Source organism: Arthrobacter sp. BE255 (assembly GCF_031457335.1).
Classification (GTDB): Bacteria; Actinomycetota; Actinomycetes; order Actinomycetales; family Micrococcaceae; genus Arthrobacter.
The window spans coordinates 1-15,376 of the sequence record NZ_JAVDWK010000022.1; the positions used below are offsets into that span (position 1 = coordinate 1).

Genomic DNA, 15,376 nt, shown 5'->3' on the forward strand with positions numbered 1-15,376 from the left:
GTAACTGCCCACACCGCTTACCAAACAACCGTTCAGGAACCCCTGGCCGCCTAACCAACAACAACGAGAACTGTCTCAAAAACTTGACGAGCGCAGCATTACGTGGGCATCGCGAGGAAGGCGGAGGCCGCCAAGCTGGACGCCGTGTTCCTCGCCGACGGCCCGGTCATCGAAAAAGACCTCGAGCACCGGCCCGGCAACAGCTTCGAACCCAGCGTCCTGCTGGCCCGGATCGCCGCGGAGACCAGCCGTGTCGGCCTGATCGGCACGTTCTCCTCCAGCTACAACGACGCCGGCGAGCTCGCCGCGCGGCTGGCCTCCATTGATGCTGTCAGCGGCGGCCGGTTCGGCTGGAACGTGGTGACGACGGCGGGGGCTGCTGCCGCGGCCAACTTCGGCCGCTCGGGCGAACCCGAGCACGCCGGCCGGTACGCCCGCGCCAGCGACGTGACGGCGCAGGTGGTGTCGGCGTGGGCCCGTACCCAGGAATCGGGTGGCCCGGAAGCCCATCGCCCCGAAGCCCATCACCCCGAAGCCGGCCACCCGGAAACAGCGGCCCTCCCGGCGTCGCCGCAGGGCCGCCCGGTGGTGGTGCAGGCCGGCGCCTCCAAGGCGGGCATCCGGCTCGCCGGGGAGCACGCGGAGGTCATCTTCACCGCGGCGCAGACCCTCGACGAGGCGCTCGCGTTCCGGCAGGACATCAATGCCGCCGCCGCCGAATTCGGGCGGCGTCCGGAGGAGATCGCCATCCTGCCGGGACTGTCCACCGTCATCGGCAGCACCGAGGCGGAGGCGAAGGAACGACGCCGGCTGCTGGCTGAGCTGGTGCCGCTTCGGTACGCTCTCGGCCGGCTCAGCGGGCAGCTCGGTTTCGACCTGAACAACGTGGACCTGGACGCGCCCGTCCGCCGCGAAGGACTGCCCGAGCCGGAGGCCGCCGCCGGGTCGCAGACGTTCTACCGGATGGTGCTGGGCATCATCGAACGCGACAAACCCACGTACCGGCAGCTGCTGCACGCCCTGGGCGGGGGAGCCGGCCACCGCATTGTGGTGGGCACACCGGAGCAGATCGCGGACGACATCGAACGCTGGCACCGGGCCGGCGCGGCCGACGGCTTCAACGTGATGCCGGACGCCCTGCCCAGCGGTTTTGACCAGTTCGTGGACCATGTCATCCCCGAACTGCAGCGCCGCGGACTCTTCCGCACCGAGTACCAGGGCAGCACGCTCCGCGAGCACCTGAACCTGCCCGTCCAGCCCATCGTCCGGCCGCCGGTGCGCGGCGGCGCGCCCGTGCTCGCCGCCGCCGGGCATTCCGGAGGAGCATCATGACCGCCGCACCGCGTTTGATCGTTGAGTTTCCCGCCGCCGACGTTCCGGATGCCGCGGCCGTCCAGAACCTGCTGGCTGCTGCCCGCGACGCCGCCGCCCTTGCGGCGGCCCGGTCAGTTTCGCTCCTGCTGCCGGAAGCGGCCGACGGCGGCGGGCCGGGCCTGGACCCCGGCATCCTCGCCGGGATACTCTCCGCGGGCGTCCGTGGCCCGGGCGCCACAGGAACTGTCACCAGGCCTGCCTGCGCGCCGCCATGGCTGATCGTCACCGCAAGCACGTCGCGGAACGCGCCGTACAACCTTGCCCGCCGGATCCAGTCGCTGAACCGGATCACCGCCGGCCGGGTGGGCCTGTTCCTCCGCGGCACCGGGCTGGACCCCGTCACCTCCGGTGCCGGCGGCAGCCTGCAGACGGCGGCCGGCCACCCGTCCCGGCTCCTGGCCGAGTACGTGGAGGTCCTCCGCCGCCTGGGGGCGAGCTTCCAGGAGGAAGCCCTGATCGGTGACCGGAAGGCAGGCCGGTTCGCCGACCCGCACAGCCTTGTCCCGGCATCGTTCGCGGGGGAGATCTACTCGGTGGCGGGCGCACTGAACGTACCCCTGCCGTCCGCGCACCGGACGCTGCTGCTCGCCGAGGCCGCCTCCATTGCCCCGGGCGTGCCCGTGGACGGCGTCGTCGGGCCTGATTCCAGTCTGCCGGAGGGCGTTGACGCTCCCGCCTACAGCACGCTGACCTGGCTCCCGGCCGGTTCCCGGCGTGAGGCCCTCGACGCCCTGGAATGGCACCACGGGCCGCTGCCCCATGCGGTCACCAACGGGGGAGTGCCCACGGTGGCCGGCCCGTCCGGCGTCGTGGTGGCAGGCACGCCCGACGACGTGGCCCAGGTTTTGCAGGACACCGCACCGGAGCACACACTCCTCCGCGTCCGGGCCGGTGCCGGCGACTTTGCCGGCCTGCTCGACTCACTCTTTGAGGTGCTGCCCGAACAACACGAAAGCAGGGATCTGCAAGCCCATGCCAGATAACACGCTGACCCACACCGACCACACCTTCGGCTTCAGCACCGAGCAGGTCCACTCAGGCCACCGGGGCGACCCCGGGCATGGCGCAAGCATCACGCCGCTGTACCTCAGCGCCGGGTTTGTGTTCGACGATTTCGACCACGCCCAGGCGCGCTTCGCCGGCGCGGACCCGGGCTACGTCTACTCCCGGATCAACAATCCCACCAACGCTGCGGTGGAGCAGGTGCTCGCCGCCCTGGACCACGGCGTCGGCGCCACGCTGGTGGGCAGCGGCCAGGCCGCCGTCAGCACCGGACTGCTGGGCGTGCTGAAGTCGGGCGACCACGTGCTGAGCGCGCCCTCCATTTACGAGGGGACCCGGGCGCTGTTCCGCGGCAACTTCCGCAGGTTCGGCATCGACGTCGAATTCGTGGAGCGTCCCAACGACCCCGACGACTGGCACCGGCGGGTCCGGCCCAACACGCGTCTGTTCTACGGCGAGGCCATCCCCAACCCGAAGAACGACCTGATCGACATCGAGGCGATCGCCGACGCGGCGCACGCCAACAGCGTGCCCTTTGCCATCGACAGCACGCTGACCACGCCGTACCTGCTCCGGCCCATCGACTTCGGAGCGGACATTGTGCTCCACTCCACCAGCAAGTTCCTGGCCGGGCACGGCAACTCGATCGGCGGCGTAGTGGTGGACGCGGGCCGGTTCGACTGGGCCGCGCACCCGGACCGGTACCCGCACCTGCACGAGCCGATCCACGCCGGCACGGGGGACCTGACCACGTGGATCGACAAGTTCGGCGTGAAGGCGAACTTCGCGTTCACCCGGGCCGTGGTTGCCGGCCGGCTGGGCCCCAGCCTGTCGCCGTTCAACGCGTTCCTCCTGCAGCAGGGCATCGAGACGCTCTCGCTCCGGGTGGACCGGCATTCGCGGAACGCGCTGGCCCTGGCGACGTGGCTGGAACAGCAGCCCGAGGTGTCGGGCGTTGACTATCCCGGGCTGCAGTCCAACCCGTACTACCCGCTGGCGCAGAAGTACCTGCCCCGCGGCCAGGGGTCGGTGTTCGCGTTCACCCTGGCCGGCGGGCTGGAGGCTGCCCGGACCTTCTACGACGCGGTGGAGGTGTTCACCCGGATGACGCACGTGGGCGACGTCCGCTCCCTCATCCTGCATCCGCCCACCACCACGCACTCCAAGCTCAGCCCGGCCGAGCGTGACCAGGCGGGCATCCACCCCGGCCTGATCCGGCTGTCCGTGGGGATCGAGGACGCCGAGGACCTCATCGCCGGCCTCGACCGCGCCTTCCGGGTGCTCCGCGGCGAAAACCCGCCGCCCCTGCGCGGCCGCGGCGAAACCGCCGCCCCGACGCAGGCGGACGGGCTGTGAGCGTGGCGGAGCGGACGCCGGAGGTTTCGGTGGACGCTGCTGTGACCACCGCTTCGATCCGGACGGCCATCGCGCCGGTGCTGGAGCGGCTGCGGGAAACGTCGGCGCGGCGGGACATCGACCGGACGCATCCGTTCGCGGAAGTCCGCAGCCTGGCCGAGGCCGGCATCCTGCGTTACCGGGTCCCCCAAGAGGACGGCGGCGCCGGGGCAACCGTCCGCGAACTCATCGAGCTGGTGGTCGACATTGCGGCCGCCGATTCCAACGTGGCGCAGGCCCTGCGGCCCGGCTTCCTGGTGGCCGACGGGCTAGCTACGGGAACCCTGACCGGGGCGAAGCGGGAGCGCACGCTGTCCCGCGTCCTGGCCGGCGACCTGTTCGCGGGCACCCGCAACGAGGCCACCGGCACGCCCGGCTCGGTCTCCACCCGCCTCACCCGGGACGGCTCCGCTTTCCGGGTCACCGGGGAGAAGTTCTACAGCACAGGCGGCCTCCACGCCCGCTGGTTCTCCGGGAACGCGGTGGACGACGACGGCGGCGTGGTGACCTTCACCGTGCCGACCGACAGCGAAGGCGTGGGCCTGATCGACGATTTCGACGCCGTCGGGCAGCGCCTGACCGCGAGCGGCACCACCCGCCTGGACGGCGTCCTGGTCGACCCCGACGAGGTGGACCCGTTCAAAGCGCAGCCGCCGCACCCGCACGGTTCGCTGGCCCACCTGTTCCTCGCGGCCACCCTCGCCGGGATCGCCGGGGCCGCCCAGCACGACGCCGTCCGGGTGGTCCGCGGCGTCACCCGCCCCATCAAGCACTCGACGGCGGGCCGCAGCGCCGACGATCCCTACGTCCGCCTCGCGGTGGGCCGGATCGCCACCGCCGCGTTCACAGCGCGGGCCCAGGTAGCACTCGCGGCCGAGCAGCTCGACGCGTACTGGCGCGAGCCGTCTGAAGCGGGAGGCCTGCGGGCCACCATCGCTGTTGCCGAAGCCTATGTCGGCGCGGGGGAGCAGGCCCTTGCAGCCGGGGAGCTGCTGTTCGACGTTGGCGGCGGCACCCTGACCCGGCGCGAACACAACCTTGACCGGCACTGGCGCAACGCCCGGACCGTGGCCAACCACAACCCGCGCGGCTGGAAAGCGGCCGCCGTCGGAGGCTGGCTGGTGGCCGACGAGCCGCCACCCGCCAACGGCCTGTTCTGAGCCCTGCTGCACGCACCCACCGAACCTGAGGAGACCTGAACATGTCTGAGGAATCAACAACCCCGCGCCCTGCCGAGTACGGCTACCTTGGCCGCAGCGGCGTCCGGGTCAGCCGGCTGACGCTGGGCACCATGAACTTCGGCGGCCCCACCGGCCGCGCCGAATCGCTGGAGATCATCGCCGCCGCCCTGGACGCCGGCATCAACACCATCGACACCGCCGACGTCTACAACCAGGGCCTGAGCGAGGAAATCGTGGGCGAGGCCATCGCCGGCCGCCGTGCCGACGTCGTCCTGGCCACCAAGTTCCACGGCCAGATCGGTGCGAACCCGCTGCACGCCGGCAACTCGCGGCGCTGGATCTTCGAAGCCGTGGAGGGCAGCCTCCGCCGGCTCGGAACCGACTACATCGACCTCTACCAGGCGCACCGGCCCGACCCGCACACCGACCTCCTCGAAACTATCACCGCCTTGGACGACCTCGTCCGGCAGGGCAAGATCCGCTATTACGGCACCAGCACGTTCGGCGCCGACCAGGTGGTGGAGGCGCAGCTGCTCGCCCGGCAGCACAACCTCACCCCGCCGCTCACCGAACAGGTGCCGTATTCGGCGCTGATCCGGCTGGTGGAACGGACCACCCTGCCCGTGGCCCGCAAGTACGGGCTGGGCGTACTGAGCTACGGCCCCCTCGCCGCGGGCTGGCTGAACGGCGCCTACCGGGAGGGCCAGCCGCAGTCCGGTTCGGTGCGTGCCGCCCGCGTCTGGGAGGGAAGGTTCGACGTCGGCGCCCCGGAGAACGCGCTGAAGTTCGCCGCCGCTGAGCAGCTGGGTCAGATCGCGGACGCCGCCGGGATCAGCGTCCCGGACCTCGCGCTGGCCTTCGCGCTGAACCACCCGGCCATCTCCTCGGTGATCATCGGGCCCCGCACCCGCGAGCACCTGGACGCCTACCTCAAGTCCGCTGCCACCATCCTCAGCGACGCCGTCCTGGACCAGATCGACCGCGCCGTGGCGCCCGGGACCACGTTCCTGGAACGCGACAACGGCCGCATCCCCGACGAGCTCACCCCGGCAGGCCTCCGCCGGTAACGGTGAGTCACGCCGTCGGACTTCACCCCCCAAACCCACTGAAAGGCACCCCCATGACGTACCACCCCGCCGAAACCCGCCACGGCAACCTGAACTGGCGCCGCGCCGGCACCAGCGGCCTCACCCTGCCCGAATTCTCCTTCGGCCTCTGGCAGAAGTTCGGCGACCGCACCCCCTACGAGACCCAGCGTGAAATCCTGCTCGCAGCGTTCGACGCCGGCATCACCCACTTCGACATCGCCAACCGCTACGGCCCGCCCGCCCGGGCCGCGGAGAAGAACTTCGGCCGGCTCCTGCGCGAGGACCTCGGTGCCTGGCGCGAGGAAATCGTCATCTCCACCAAGGCCGGCAACCCCATCAGCGCCAGCCCGTACCACCGCGGCGGCTCACGCAAGAACCTGCTGCAGAGCCTGGACCACAGCCTGAAGGACCTCGGCGTGGACTACGTTGACGTCTTCTACTCGCACAGCCCGGACCTTTCCGTGCCCCTCGAAGAGACAGTCGGTGCACTGGTCAGCGCGGTCCACTCCGGCAAGGCACTGTATGTGGGCATCTCCAACTACTCCCGGGAACGCGCCCACCAGGCGGCCGTCCTGCTCAAGGAAGCCGGAGTGCCGCTGGTCCTGCACCAGCCCCGCTACTCCATCTTCGACCGCCGCGTGGAGATCGAGGACATCCTGGGGCAGTCGGCGGCTGACGGCGTCGGACTCATCACCTACTCGCCGCTGGCGCAGGGGCTGCTCACGGACAAGTACCTCGACGGCGGCGTGCCGGCGGGTGCCCGCGCCGCGAACAGCGATTTCCTGTCCGTGGACGACATCACCGACGAATACCGTTCGCGGGTCAGCGCCCTGAACGACCTCGCCCGCGAGCGTGGCCAGTCGCTGGCGCAGCTGGCCCTGCAGTGGGTGCTGCGCCGGCCCGAGGTCACCACCGCGCTGATCGGTGCCAGCTCAGTGGAGCAGCTGCACCACAACCTGCAGGCTCCCGGCTTCGCGCCGCTGACCGACGAAGAGCTGGAGCTCATCGACGCCCACGGCGTGCACGGCACCGGGCTGCGCACCAAATGAGTGCGGGTGTGCTGGCCGGCAAGCGGCTGGGGTTCCTGCTGCACCTGGACAGCGACCTCAGCCCGGCGGAGTCCTACCGGCAGGCCGTGGAGCTGTTTGTGTGGGCGGAGGAGCTGGGGTACGACTCCGGCTGGGTCATCCAGCGGCATTTCCGCCAGGGGAACGAGCACGTCTCCTCCCCGCTGGTGCTCCTCGCCGCGGTCGCCCAGCACACCAGCCGCATCCGGCTCGGCACGGGGGTGCTGGTGCTGCCGCTCGAGGATCCGCTCAAGGTGGCGGAGGATGCTGCGACCCTCGACGTTCTGAGCGGCGGCAGGCTGGAGCTCGGCGTCGGTGCGGGTCCGTTCCCTGGCGCGTGGGAGGCGTTCGGCAAGGACCTGGGTGGCCGCCACAAGGCGTGGGAGCAGAGCGTTTCCCGCCTCCATGACGTGCTTGAAGGTGCGGCGCTCAACAGCCTGGGGGAGGTGCTGCACCCGGCGGGAGCCGGCGTCCGCGGCCGGATCTGGCAGGCCACCTCGAGTGCGCCGGAGCATGCCCTCGCCCAGGCGCGGGCAGCCGGTGCCGCCGGTGACGGGCTGCAGCTGTCGCGGGCCACCGACTGGAACCGGCAGCAGAGCCCCGAAGCCCAGGCCGTCCTGGTCGAGGCCTACCGGGACGCGCTGCCTGCCGGCGTGGAGCCCCGGGTGCTCGTGTCCCGGGCCATCTATCCGGACCGGAACCGGGAGCAGGCGCTGTCCAAACTGGTGGACGGAGCCCGCCGCTGGCAGAGCTGGTTCGGGGCGCTCGGCCGGGAAGGCGCCACCGACGTCACTCCGGAGGAATACCTGGTCCGGGACCACACCAGGTTCGGCACGGCGGCTGACATTGCCGACGGTCTCGCGAGCGACGCCGGGGTGGCAGCTGCAACCGAACTCCTGGTCAGCTTCCCGCCCGCGGTGCCCTCGCTTGACGAGCACAAGCGCCTGCTGGAGGCGGCTGCTACGGAGGTGGCGCCGCGGTTGGGCTGGCAGCCTGCTGGCGGGGAGCTTCCTCTCTTGGAGCACGCGGCGGCGGGGTCGCGATGAGCACCTTCCACCTCAACCTCTCCCTGATGACGCCCGGCCACTTCCGCGGTGCGTGGCGCCTGCCCGGGCGTGACCCGCTGGCGTGGGTCGACGTCGGCCGGTACCGCGAACTGGCCCGCATCGCCGAGGAGGCGAAGATCCACGCCGTCTTCCTCGGCGACTCGCCGGGCCTTGGCACGTCCATCGCCGGGAACCCGGAATCCGGCCTTGAGCCGACCATCCTGTTCGCGGACCTGCTTGCAGGCACCAAGCACCTGGGCGCCATCGCCACCAGCAGCAGCACGTACAACAGCCCCTACAACCTGGCCCGCCGGTACCTGGCACTGGACCACGTGACCGGGGGACGCGCGGCCTTCAACATCGTCACCACTCTTGCCCCGCACGCGGCGGCCGCGTTCGGCTACGCCACCGCGCCGGAGAAGGCGGACCGCTACCGCCAGGCTGACGAGTTCGCCCGGGTGGTGCTGTCCCTGTGGGACGGCTGGGACGACGGCGCCGTCGTCGCGGACCCCGCCAGCGGACGCTTCGCCGACCCGGGCCTGATCGGGCGGGTGGAGCACCGCGGCGAATTCTTCAGCGTCAGCGGCGCCCTCTCCGTGCCGCCGTCACCGCAGCGCCGCCCCGTCCTGGTGCAGGCCGGCGGCTCACCCGGCGGCCTGGCGCTCGCGGCCAACTGGGCAGACGTTGTCTTCACCGCGGGGCAGGACCTCGACGAGGCAGTCGCGTTCCGGGCCCACACCAAGCGCCGCGCCGCCGACGCCGGCCGTGACCCCAGCCAGGTCCTCACCTCCCTCGGCGTGATTGTGCTGATCGGCGACAGCGACGAGGACGTGCGCCGCCGCATCGACGAACTGGTGGGAACCACGGACCTCGACGCGGCGGCAACCGGAGTCGCCCACCAACTGGGCCTCGACGCCGACGGCCTGGGCCTGGACTCCGTAATCACCCTCGAAACCCTTGACGCCGCAGCCCGCCCGCCGGCGTCGGCCGGATTCTTCCGCAGCACCCGGGCCCTCATCGCCGCCGGACCCCTGACAGTCCGGGACCTCGTCACCCGGTCGGCCGGCGGCGCCGGTCACCGGCTGCTGGCTGGCACCCCGGAGCAGATCGCCGGCGACCTGGAGCGCTGGTTCCGGGCCGGAGCTGCCGACGGGTTCACGATCATGCCCGCCGACACCGCCGTGGACTTCGAACGGTTCGCCCGGCACGTGGTGCCCCTCCTGCAAAGCCGCGGCCTGTTCCAGCAGGACTACGCCGGGGCCACGCTGCGCGAAAACCTGGGCCTCGTCCCGCTGCTTCCCGGCGCCGACCGCCGTCGTGCCCTGACAACACCTGCTGAAGAAGAGGAGGGATAAACCCCATGCTCGGTTATGTCCTGTCCAAGCTGGGCCGCGCGCTGTTTGTAGTGTGGGCCGCGTTCACCATCACGTTTATCCTGCTGTTTGTCTTTCCCGCCAACCCGGTGGACCTGCTGTTCGACCCCGCGGAGCTCAACACCATCCCGCAGGAGGTGCGCGACCAGGTGGCCGCCCAATACGGGTTCAACCAGCCGGTGTTCGTCCAGTACCTCGACAGGCTCGCCGCCGCCGCCAGCGGGAACTTCGGCAACTCCGTGGGGTCCGGGCGACGGGTTTCCGAGTCCCTCCTCGAGGTCCTGCCGAACACCCTGATCCTGGCGGCCGGCTCGCTGGCGCTGGCCGTGGTGCTCGGGTTCGGGATCGCCCTGCTGGCCACCGGAACCCGCCGCCCCTGGCTCCGCAACCTGGTCGAATCGCTGCCGTCGGCGTCGGTCTCCATCCCCGTGTTTATGTTCGGCATCCTGCTGCTACAGCTGTTTTCCTTCACCCTGGGCTGGTTCCCCGCGTTCGGCGACCAGGGCTGGCAGAGCCTGGTGCTCCCGGTCATCACCCTTGCCGTCCCCGTCTCGGGCCCCATCGCCCAGCTCTTGGTGCGCAGCTTCGCCGATGAATTCCAGTCAGGCTACGTGACCACCAGCTACGCCAAGGGCGCCACCCGCGGCGGCATCATCATCGGCGACGTCTTCCGCAACGCCAGCCTCCCGGCGCTCACCATCGCCGGGATCACCTTCGGCAACCTCATCGCCGGTGCCGTGATCACTGAGACCGTGTTCGCCCGCTCGGGGGTGGGCCGGCTGACGCAGTCCGCCATCAACACCCTGGACGTGCCGCTGGTGCAGGGAATCATCGTGTTCGTCGCTGCCAGCTTCGCGCTCATCAACCTGGTGGTCGACCTGATCTACCCACTGCTCGATCCGCGGCTGAGGGCCACCCTCACCGCCCAGCCCGTCCGTACAGCGTGAGGCAGCCATGACCATCCAACTCGACCGTCCCCAACCTGTTACCGCCGGGCCCAAACCGCCCGCAGCCGGTGCTCCCAAACCGGGCGTCCTTCTCCGCAACGCGGGCACACGGCTGGCCGACATTACCCGCCAGCCTGTTCTGGTGCTCGCCTGGATCGTGGTGCTGATCGCGCTCGGCTGGGCAGTGGCCCCCGGCCTGTTCACCTCGCACAGCCCCTACGAAGGGGACCCCTCGCTGAGCTTCGCGCCGCCCAGCGCCGGGCACCCCTTCGGGACCGACCGCCTGGGCCGTGACCTCCTGGCCCGCTCCATCTACGGCGCCGGCACCACGCTCACAGCCACCCTGGTGGCCGTGCTCATCGCCTTCGGCGTCGGCACCATCGTGGGCCTGGCGGCAGGCTACTTCGGCCGCTGGGTGGACACGGCGTTTATGCGCGTCATCGACGTGTTCCTGTCCATCCCCAGCCTGCTGCTGGCCATGGTGATCGTCTCGGTCCTGGGCTATTCCACGCACAACATCGCGATCGCCGTCGGCATCTCCTCCATCGCCTCCTTCGCCCGGGTGATGCGGTCAGAGGTGATCGGCGTGGTCACCAAGGACTACGTCCGCGCGGCCTACGGGCTCGGCGTCGGGCGTTTTTGGGTGGTGGTCCGGCACGTGGTGCCCAACGCGCTCAACTCGGTCCTCGCCTTGGCCGCCCTGGAGGTGGGCACGTCCATCCTGGCCGTCGCCTCGCTCGGGTTCCTCGGATACGGCGCCCCGCCGCCCGAACCGGAGTGGGGCCTCCTGGTGGCCGAGGGCCGCGACTACCTGGCGGTCCACCCGTGGATCTCCATCCTGCCCGGCATCGCGCTCGCGCTTGTTGTGATCGCAACCCACCGCATCAGCACCTCCCTCCGGAAGGACCAGCACCGATGAGCGCCACCATCACCGAAGAGGCCGTCCCGGAACAGGCCGAGGCCGAGCCGCTGCTGCGGATCACCGACCTGTCCATCGATTACCGCGGACGACGGCGGTCCTGGACTCCCGCCGTCGACGGCGTCAGCGTGGAGGTCAAGCCGGGCGAGGTGGTCACCCTGGTGGGCGAGTCCGGGTCCGGCAAAACCACCCTTATCCAGGGCGCGCTGGGCCTCCTGCCGCCGTCGGCCCGGATCCGCTCCGGCTCCATCGCCTACTCGGGCGTGGACGTCACCGGCTGGCCGGACCAGCGCTTGGCGCGGGTGCGCGGCAACTACGTGGGGTTCATCCCGCAGGATCCCAACACGTCCCTGAACCCGGTCAAGCGGATCGGCCAGCAGGTGGTGGAGGCGGTCCGCTTCAACGAACCCGAGCCTACTGACAAGGACCGGCACCGCTCGGCAGCGCTGGAGAGCCTGCGGACCGCGGGGCTCACGGATGCCGAGCGGGTCTTCAACCAGTACCCGCACGAGCTCAGCGGCGGCATGAAGCAGCGGGCGCTGATTGCGATCGCGCTCGCCGGGAAGCCGCAGATCATCGTGGCGGACGAGCCCACCAGCGCGCTCGATGTGACCGTCCAGCGCGTCATCCTGGACCACCTCGAGAGCCTCCGGGAACAGCTGGGCATCGGCATCCTGCTGGTCACCCACGACCTCGGCGTGGCTCTGGACCGGTCCGACCGCATCCTGGTGATGCAGGGCGGCCGCATCGTGGAGGAGGGCCCGGTGCGCGAGCTCCTGGCTGCCCCCGGGAACGACTACAGCCGCCGGCTGCTGGACGCTGCCCCCGCCCGGCACGCCGGACGGCTGAAGCCCACGCCGGGGGTCGACCGTTCGCCCGCGCCGGCCGCCGGCGAGGTGCTCCGGGCGACCTCGCTCACCAAGACCTACGCAGTCCGCAAAGGCCGTTCCCACACGTCGTTCCAGGCGCTGGCCGGCGTGGACCTCACCGTCCGGACCGGCACCACGCACGCGATCGTGGGCGAATCCGGCGCGGGAAAGTCCACCCTCGCGGGCATCCTCGCCGGCTTTGCAGCGGCCGACGGCGGCAGCGTCCTCCTTGGCGGGCGGGAGATCACCGGGCTCAACCACGCCCGGCTCCGTGAGCTGCGCCGCGACCTGCAGTTCGTCTTCCAGAACCCGTACACCTCCCTCGATCCGCGCTACACCGTGGGGCGGATCATCGCCGAGCCGCTCAAGTCCTTCAAAGTGGCCGCGAACCGGGCGGAGCTGACGGCCCGCGTCAGCGAACTGCTGCGCGCTGTCTCGCTGGACGACAGCTACCTCAACCGGCTGCCCGCGCAGCTCTCGGGCGGGCAGCGCCAGCGCGTGGCCATTGCCCGTGCCCTCGCACTCAACCCCAAAGTCCTGGTCCTCGACGAGGCGGTGAGCGCCCTGGACGTGTCCGTGCAGGCACAGATACTCCAGCTCCTGGTCGACCTGCAGGCCGAACTCGGCCTGAGCTACGTCTTCGTCACCCACGACCTCGGCGTGGTCCGGCTCATTGCGGACGACGTGACGGTGATGAAGGACGGCCGCGTCGTCGAAAGCGGGCCCGCCCACCAGGTGCTCAACGCCCCGCACCATGACTACACCCGGACGCTGCTCGATGCGATCCCGGGCACCCACGTGAGGAGTTCCGCGGCATGACCGGCGCACCCGTACAACTGCTTGCGCTGCTGGACGGCCTGCCGGGCCGCCTCGCAGCCGGGGACCCCGACGTCGTCCGTCCCCTTGCGGCCCATACCGGCAACGTTGGTGCCGCGCTGGTCATCGGCGCAGGGGGCCGCCCGCTGCGCCACGATCCGGCGGCTTTGGCGATTGCCCTCAGCGTCAGGCTGCCGGGGTGGCCCGTCCTTTCGGTTTCTGACGGACGCGGCGACCACCCGTACAACGCGGCCCGCCGGTTCCTGTCCGTGGACCACCTCAGCGGCGGACGGAGCGGCGTGGTGTTCCGGGGCGACGGTTCCGCTGCGGGTCAGACGGCCGAGCACACCGCGGAACGGATCCGGGTGATCCGCGCGCTGTGGAACAGCTGGCCGGCGGAGTCGCTGGTCGCCGACCGTGACTCCGGCGTCTACGCCCGCACCGACGGGATCCGCGCCGTCGACCACCGCGGAACGGACTTCAGCGTCTACGGCGCCCTTAATTCCCCGACCAGCCCGCAGGGCGAGCCGGTATCACTCTGGCACGTGTCCACGGCCGAGGAACTCGACGCCGCGCACGGCCTGGTGGACCTTGTGGTGCTGGAGGACCCGGGGCTGTACAGCCGCTGGGCTGCTTCCCCGGTGGACGGGCGGCCGGGACTGGTCGCCGCGTCGGGCCTGGCGCACGACGGCGGCGCCACAGCCGAGCTCGTTGCTGTCCGGACGCCTCGGGAGCTTGCGGATGTGCTGGCTGTGGTCCCGAGGGCCGCGGGAACTCCGACAGCGGGCGGGATTCCGACGGCGGACCCGGGCAACGCCGTCCGGGGCCGCACCGTGCCCGGGGATGCGCCTTCCCTGCGGGCCCTGCTCGGGCTGCCCCCGCGCAGCTACGACCTGACCGATAAACCCCTCGCCTTTGGAGCCTCCCATGCCTGACCGCAGCGACAAGCTGACCCTCAACGTCAACCTCCAGGGCTTCGGGCAGCGGCCCGCGGCGTGGCAGTTCAGCGCAGGCAGCCCCGCCACCCTGATCGAGCCGGAGCACTGGATCAGTGCGGCCCGGGCAGCGGAGCGTGGGCTGCTCGACGCCGTCTTCTTCGCCGACCAGCCGGCCCTGCACAACCCGAACCCGCGCCCGGGAAACCCGCTGGAACCCATCAGCCTGGCCTCGCTGATCACCAGCGCCACCGAGCACGTGGGCGTGATCGCGTCGGCCTCCACCACCTACAACGACCCCGTGGAACTGGCCGAGCGGCTGCTCAGCGCCGACGCGATCTCGGGCGGACGGCTGGGCTGGAACGTCGTCACCACCTACAACAAGGCCGTGTCCGCGAACTTCGGGCTTCCGGAGGCGCCGGGCCGGCAGGAGCGATACCGCCGGGCCGGCGAGTTCGTCGACGCCGTCAAGGCCGTCTGGACCGCCGCAGCCCACGACGGACGGTACACCCACCACGGCGAGTTCTTCCAGCTGACGGGGAGCACCGCCGTCGAACCTTCAGCACAGGGCAGTCCGGTGATCTTCCAGGCCGGCGGCAGCGAGCAGGGCCGCGACCTGGCAGCCCGGCACGCGGAGGGGGTGTTCGCCGTCGAGCTCACGCTGCCGCGGGCAATCGAGAACTACGCCGACCTGAAAAGCCGGGCGGCAGCGGCGGGCCGGCACGGCAGCGTCCCGAGGATCACGCCCGGGTTGTCGCTCGTGATCGGGAGCACTGTGGCCGAGGCGCGGGCGCGGTTCGACGAGTTCGAGTCCAGGGTGCCGGACGACTACGCCCTGCGTTCGCTGGGGAACGTGATCGCGCACGACGCCACCACGCTGCCGCTCGATGAGCCCATCCCCGCGGACGTCCTCGACAAGCCGTGGGACCCCGACGCCCACCCCACGTCCACGGGGTACCGGCTGACGTTCCTCGACTGGATCCAGGAACGCCGGCACCTGACCATCCGGGAGATCCTGCGGGACTTTGGCGGCTACGGCTCACGGATCATCATCGGCACCCCGGAGCAGGTCGCCGACGACATGGAACTGTGGTTCAGGTCCCTCGCCGCGGACGGGTTCAACCTGATGATCGACCAGTTCCCGGACGGCCTGGTGACCTTCGCCGACGAGGTGGTGCCGCTGCTGCAACGCAAGGGCATCCACAAGCATGAGTACGAATTCGCGACGCTGCGGGACGGGATCGGCGCCGGCAGGGAGCGGCACCTGGTCCGCTGACGCCCCCTGCGACGCTCTCTCATTTCCTGCAGGTTTTGGACCAACGCTCTCGCACTTGCTGCAGGTTTTGGACCGACGCTCTCGCACT

At 70.8% G+C, this 15,376-nt stretch carries 13 protein-coding genes; all 13 read left to right on the plus strand.

The features are described from left to right. Window positions 1-102 precede the first annotated feature (102 nt). From J2X42_RS22880 to J2X42_RS22940, 13 genes are read left to right on the plus strand one after another with little or no spacing between them, the layout of a single operon-like run. Window positions 103-1,332: an LLM class flavin-dependent oxidoreductase gene (locus J2X42_RS22880; RefSeq protein ID WP_310168393.1), complete on the plus strand. Its 1,230-nt coding sequence runs from the start codon at window positions 103-105 to the stop codon at window positions 1,330-1,332. Then, window positions 1,329-2,357 carry an LLM class flavin-dependent oxidoreductase gene (locus J2X42_RS22885; RefSeq protein WP_310168394.1) on the plus strand — a complete coding sequence of 343 codons (1,029 nt, stop codon included), beginning with the start codon at window positions 1,329-1,331 and terminating at the stop codon, window positions 2,355-2,357. The genes J2X42_RS22880 and J2X42_RS22885 overlap by 4 nt, the downstream gene beginning before the upstream one ends. Beyond that, a complete protein-coding gene (locus tag J2X42_RS22890) occupies window positions 2,347-3,732 on the plus strand; it encodes an O-acetylhomoserine aminocarboxypropyltransferase/cysteine synthase family protein (protein WP_310168395.1) in 1,386 nt (461 codons plus the stop codon). Before J2X42_RS22885 ends, J2X42_RS22890 begins: the two co-directional genes overlap by 11 nt. Further along, window positions 3,729-4,931: an acyl-CoA dehydrogenase family protein gene (locus J2X42_RS22895; RefSeq protein ID WP_310168396.1), complete on the plus strand. Its 1,203-nt coding sequence runs from the start codon at window positions 3,729-3,731 to the stop codon at window positions 4,929-4,931. The genes J2X42_RS22890 and J2X42_RS22895 overlap by 4 nt, the downstream gene beginning before the upstream one ends. Before the next feature lie 41 nt (window positions 4,932-4,972). Next, complete coding sequence (locus tag J2X42_RS22900; protein ID WP_310168397.1) at window positions 4,973-6,019, plus strand: aldo/keto reductase; 1,047 nt, start codon at window positions 4,973-4,975, stop codon at window positions 6,017-6,019. A 53-nt stretch (window positions 6,020-6,072) separates the two neighbouring features. Then, the gene (locus tag J2X42_RS22905) at window positions 6,073-7,089 is read left to right on the plus strand and encodes an aldo/keto reductase (RefSeq protein ID WP_310168398.1); all 1,017 of its coding nucleotides are present in this window, start codon (window positions 6,073-6,075) and stop codon (window positions 7,087-7,089) included. Further along, window positions 7,086-8,153 carry an LLM class flavin-dependent oxidoreductase gene (locus J2X42_RS22910; protein WP_310168400.1) on the plus strand — a complete coding sequence of 356 codons (1,068 nt, stop codon included), beginning with the start codon at window positions 7,086-7,088 and terminating at the stop codon, window positions 8,151-8,153. The genes J2X42_RS22905 and J2X42_RS22910 overlap by 4 nt, the downstream gene beginning before the upstream one ends. Then, window positions 8,150-9,508: an NtaA/DmoA family FMN-dependent monooxygenase gene (locus tag J2X42_RS22915; RefSeq protein WP_310168402.1), complete on the plus strand. Its 1,359-nt coding sequence runs from the start codon at window positions 8,150-8,152 to the stop codon at window positions 9,506-9,508. Before J2X42_RS22910 ends, J2X42_RS22915 begins: the two co-directional genes overlap by 4 nt. Before the next feature lie 5 nt (window positions 9,509-9,513). Next, the gene (locus tag J2X42_RS22920) at window positions 9,514-10,473 is read left to right on the plus strand and encodes an ABC transporter permease (RefSeq protein WP_310168404.1); all 960 of its coding nucleotides are present in this window, start codon (window positions 9,514-9,516) and stop codon (window positions 10,471-10,473) included. A gap of 7 nt (window positions 10,474-10,480) precedes the next feature. Then, window positions 10,481-11,392 (plus strand): ABC transporter permease, encoded by a 912-nt coding sequence (locus tag J2X42_RS22925; RefSeq protein WP_310168406.1) that lies wholly within the window; start codon window positions 10,481-10,483, stop codon window positions 11,390-11,392. After that, window positions 11,389-13,080 carry an ABC transporter ATP-binding protein gene (locus tag J2X42_RS22930; protein ID WP_310168409.1) on the plus strand — a complete coding sequence of 564 codons (1,692 nt, stop codon included), beginning with the start codon at window positions 11,389-11,391 and terminating at the stop codon, window positions 13,078-13,080. Before J2X42_RS22925 ends, J2X42_RS22930 begins: the two co-directional genes overlap by 4 nt. Further along, window positions 13,077-14,012, plus strand: coding sequence for an LLM class flavin-dependent oxidoreductase (locus J2X42_RS22935; protein ID WP_310168410.1), 936 nt, complete (start codon window positions 13,077-13,079; stop codon window positions 14,010-14,012). The genes J2X42_RS22930 and J2X42_RS22935 overlap by 4 nt, the downstream gene beginning before the upstream one ends. Continuing rightward, window positions 14,005-15,288, plus strand: a complete 1,284-nt coding sequence (locus J2X42_RS22940) for an NtaA/DmoA family FMN-dependent monooxygenase (RefSeq protein WP_310168411.1) — start codon at window positions 14,005-14,007, stop codon at window positions 15,286-15,288. The genes J2X42_RS22935 and J2X42_RS22940 overlap by 8 nt, the downstream gene beginning before the upstream one ends. Window positions 15,289-15,376 lie beyond the last annotated feature (88 nt).